General features: G+C 71.5%; 1 protein-coding gene. It reads left to right on the top strand.

All coding sequences use genetic code 11. The annotated features are described in order from the left end of the window. Window positions 1-3,393: amino acid adenylation domain-containing protein (locus VEC03_RS06580; protein WP_324913755.1), on the top strand; the 3,393-nt coding region annotated here is incomplete at both ends.

Consider the following 3,393-nt stretch of genomic DNA (forward strand, 5'->3'; position numbering starts at 1 on the left):
CCGGGGCTTCCGGATCGAACTGGGCGAGATCGAGGCGCAACTGGGCAGGCTGGCGGACGAGGTGGTGGTGATGGCGCGCGAGGACGCGCCGGGCGACCGGCGGCTGGTGGCGTACTACACCGGCGAGGCGAGCGAGCAGCAGTTGCGCGAGCAGGCGCTGCAGGCGTTGCCCGGGTACATGGTGCCGGCGGCTTACGTGAAGCTGGAGGCGCTGCCGCTGACCCCCAACGGCAAGGTCGACCGCAAGGCGCTGCCGGCGCCGGAAGGGACGGCCTATGTGCAACGCGCCTACGAGGCGCCGCAAGGCGAGGTGGAGACGCGCCTGGCCGCGCTGTGGGCGGAACTGCTGGGCAGCGAGCGCATCGGCCGCCGGGACAATTTCTTCGAACTGGGCGGGCACTCGCTGCTGGCGGTGCGGCTGATCGAACGCATGCGGCGCGAAGGGCTGCATGTGGACGTGCGGGAGCTGTTCACCGCGCCCACGCTGAGCGAGCTGGCGGTGGCCGTGGGCGGAGCGAGCCGCGAAGTGGAGGTGCCGCCGAACCTGATCCCGGAGGGCGCCGCCCGCATCACGCCGCAGATGCTCACCCTGGCGGCGCTGGACCAGGAGTCGATCGACCGGCTGGTCGCGCAGGTCGAGGGCGGCAGCGGCAACGTGCAGGACATCTATCCGCTGGCGCCGGCCCAGGAAGGCATCCTGTTCCACCACCTGATGGAAAGCGAAGGCGACCCCTACCTGCTGCCCAGTTTGCTGAGCTTCCCGAGCAAGGCGCGGCTGGAGCGTTTCCTGGCGGCGATGCAGCAGGTGATCGACCGGCACGACATCCTGCGCACCGGGGTGCACTGGCAGGGGCTGGAGCAGCCGCTGCAAGTGGTGCGCCGGCGGGCGAAGCTGCCGGTGGAGACGGTGCGCGCCGCGCCAGGACAGGGAGGGGTGCGCGAGCAGCTGGAGGCGCGGCTGGATCCGGGGCGCAACCGGCTGGACGTGAGCCAGGCGCCGTTGATGCGGTGCATGGCGGCCGAGGACGAGGGCCAGGGCCGCTGGCTGCTGGGCGTGCTCGCGCATCACCTGGCGATCGACCACACGACGCTGGAATTGCTGGTGGAAGAGGCCCAGGCGATCGAGCGGGGGAACAGCGGGAGCCTGGCGCCGCCGGCGCCGTTCCGCAACTTCGTGGCGCAGGCGCGCCTGGGCGTGAGCCAGGCCGAGCACGAAGCCTTCTTCGGCGAGATGCTCAAGGATGTGGATGAGCCGACCGCGCCGTACGGGGTGCTGGACGTGCGCGGCGACGGCCGCGGGATCGTCGAGGTGAGAAAGAAACTGGAAGGCGCGCTGTCGGCGGGGATCCGGCAGGAGGCGCGGCGGCTGGGGGTGAGCGCTGCCAGCGTGATGCACCTGGCGTGGAGCGTGGTGCTGGGCAAGCTGACGGGGCGGGACGACGTGGTGTTCGGGACCGTGCTGTTCGGCCGGATGCAGGGAGGAGAGCAGGCCGACCGGGTGATGGGGATGTTCATCAACTCGCTGCCGGTGCGGGTGCGCCTGGGCGCGACCGGGGTGACCGAAGGGCTCAGGCGCACGCATGCGCTGCTGGCCAGGCTGCTGCGGCACGAGCATGCGCCGCTGGCGCTGGCGCAGCGCTGCAGCGGGGTCGATGCCCAGGCGCCGCTGTTCACCACGCTCCTGAACTACCGCCATACGCGCGACGACGACGCCCAGGACGCGCCGCAGGCCGACGATATCGAAGTGCTCGGCGGGCAGGAACGGACCAACTATCCGTTGACGATGTCGGTCGACGACCTGGGATCGGACTTCATGCTGGTGCTGCAGGCGCGCGAGCCGATCGACGCCGAGCGGGTGTGCCGGTACATGGAGACCGCGCTGGCCGCGCTGCTGCCGGCGCTGAGCGGGCAGCCGGCACTGGCGCTGGGGGAGCTGGAGATCCTGCCGCAAGACGAACGCGAGCAGGTGCTGCATGGGTGGAACGCCACGGCAAGGCCCTATCCGCAAGGCGGCTGCCTGCACGAGCTGATCGAAGCGCAGGTTGCGCGCCGTCCGGATGGCGTGGCGCTGGACTTCGGCGGGCAGGAGCTCAGCTACCGGGAGCTCAACGAGCATGCCAACCGCCTGGCGCGCCATCTCGTGGCGCTGGGCGCGGGGCCGGACCGCCGCGTCGCCGTGTGCGCCGAGCGCGGCTTCGACATGGTGCTGGCGGTGCTGGCGGTGCTCAAGGCGGGAGGCGCCTACGTGCCGCTGGACCCGGACTATCCGGGCGAGCGCCTGGCGCACATGCTGGCCGACAGCGCGCCGGCAGTCGTGCTGGCCGACGACAGCGGCGCCCGGGCGCTCGACGGCTTGACGGCGCCGCCGGAATCGGCCGCGCCGCGCCTGCACCTGCAAGCCGACCGTGGACAGTGGGCCGGCCGGTCGGCGGAGAACCTGGACGCGCGCGAGCTGGGGCTGCGCCCGGACCACCTGGCGTATGTGATCTATACCTCGGGCTCGACCGGTTTGCCCAAGGGCGCCATGAATGAGCACCGCGGCATCGTGAACCGCCTGTTGTGGATGCAGGAGGCCTACGCGCTGGACGACAGCGACGTCGTGCTGCAGAAGACGCCGTTCAGCTTCGACGTGTCGGTGTGGGAGTTCTTCTGGCCGCTGATGTACGGCGCCAGGCTGGTGCTGGCCAAGCCCGGGGGGCACAAGGACCCGGCCTACCTGAGCGCGCTGATGCGGGCGCAGGGCGTGACGACGGTGCACTTCGTGCCGTCGATGCTGCAGGCCTACCTGGAGCAGCCGGACCTGGAGTCGGGCGCGCTCAAGCGCGTGATCTGCAGCGGCGAGGCCTTGCCCGGAGCGCTGGCGCGGCGATTCCACGCCAGGCTGTCCACGGTGGCGCTGCACAACCTGTACGGCCCGACCGAAGCGGCGGTGGACGTGACGTCGTGGCATTGCCAGGCCGGCGACGAGCGCGCCACGGTTCCGCTGGGCCGTCCGGTGGCCAACACGCGGATCTACGTGCTCGACGGCCAGCGCCGTCCGGCGCCGGTAGGCGTGGCGGGCGAGATCTACATCGGCGGCGCGCAGGTGGGGCGCGGCTACCTGAACCGGCCGGAGCTGACGCGGGAACGGTTCCTGCCCGACCCGTTCAGCGGCGAACCGGAAGCGCGCATGTACAAGACCGGCGACCTGGGGCGCTGGCTGCCGGACGGGACGGTGGAGTACCTGGGGCGCACCGACTTCCAGGTGAAGATCCGGGGCTTCCGGATCGAACTGGGCGAGATCGAGGCGCAACTGGGCAGGCTGGCGGACGAGGTGGTGGTGATGGCGCGCGAGGACGCGCCGGGCGACCGGCGGCTGGTGGCGTACTACACCGGCGAGGCGAGCGAGCAGCA

Source organism: Ramlibacter sp., assembly GCF_035627355.1.
In the GTDB taxonomy this organism is placed as follows: Bacteria; Pseudomonadota; Gammaproteobacteria; order Burkholderiales; family Burkholderiaceae_C; genus Ramlibacter.